The sequence below is a fragment of the Pseudomonas sp. KB_15 genome (genome assembly GCF_052114525.1).
Taxonomy (GTDB): domain Bacteria; phylum Pseudomonadota; class Gammaproteobacteria; order Pseudomonadales; family Pseudomonadaceae; genus Aquipseudomonas.
On the sequence record NZ_JBFREX010000234.1, the window covers coordinates 1 to 435 of the forward strand.

Genomic DNA, 435 nt, shown 5'->3' on the forward strand with positions numbered 1-435 from the left:
GCCCGGTGATGTATGGCCGTGGCGTGGCGGTGTCCAAGTCGGACTTCGCCACCTACGCCTATGCGGTGCTGGCGCTTCAGGAAGCCGAGAAGCAGGGCGCCAAGCTCAACGGCACGGTGGAACTCCAGTTCACGTACGACGAGGAAACCGGCGGCGACATCGGCCCGAAGTTCCTGCTCGACGAAGGGCTGACCAAGCCTGACTACGCGATTTCGGCCGGCTTCTCGTACGGCATCACCTCGGCCCACAACGGCTGCCTGCACGTGGAAGTGACCGTCAAGGGCAAGCAGGGCCACGCGGCCATGCCGCACACCGGCGTGGACGCCATCGAGGCCGCCACCCACATCCTGCAGGCGATCTACGGCCTGCGCGCGGAGCTGGCCACGCGCAAGAGCAAGGTGCCGGGCATCGACACGGCCACGCTGAACGTCGGCC

1 protein-coding gene is annotated in these 435 nt (G+C 67.1%); it reads left to right on the forward strand.

Going from position 1 to position 435, the window contains the following annotated elements:
- On the forward strand, positions 1 to 435 hold a 435-nt coding region (locus AB4Z35_RS30645), incomplete at both ends, for a M20/M25/M40 family metallo-hydrolase (protein WP_442101249.1).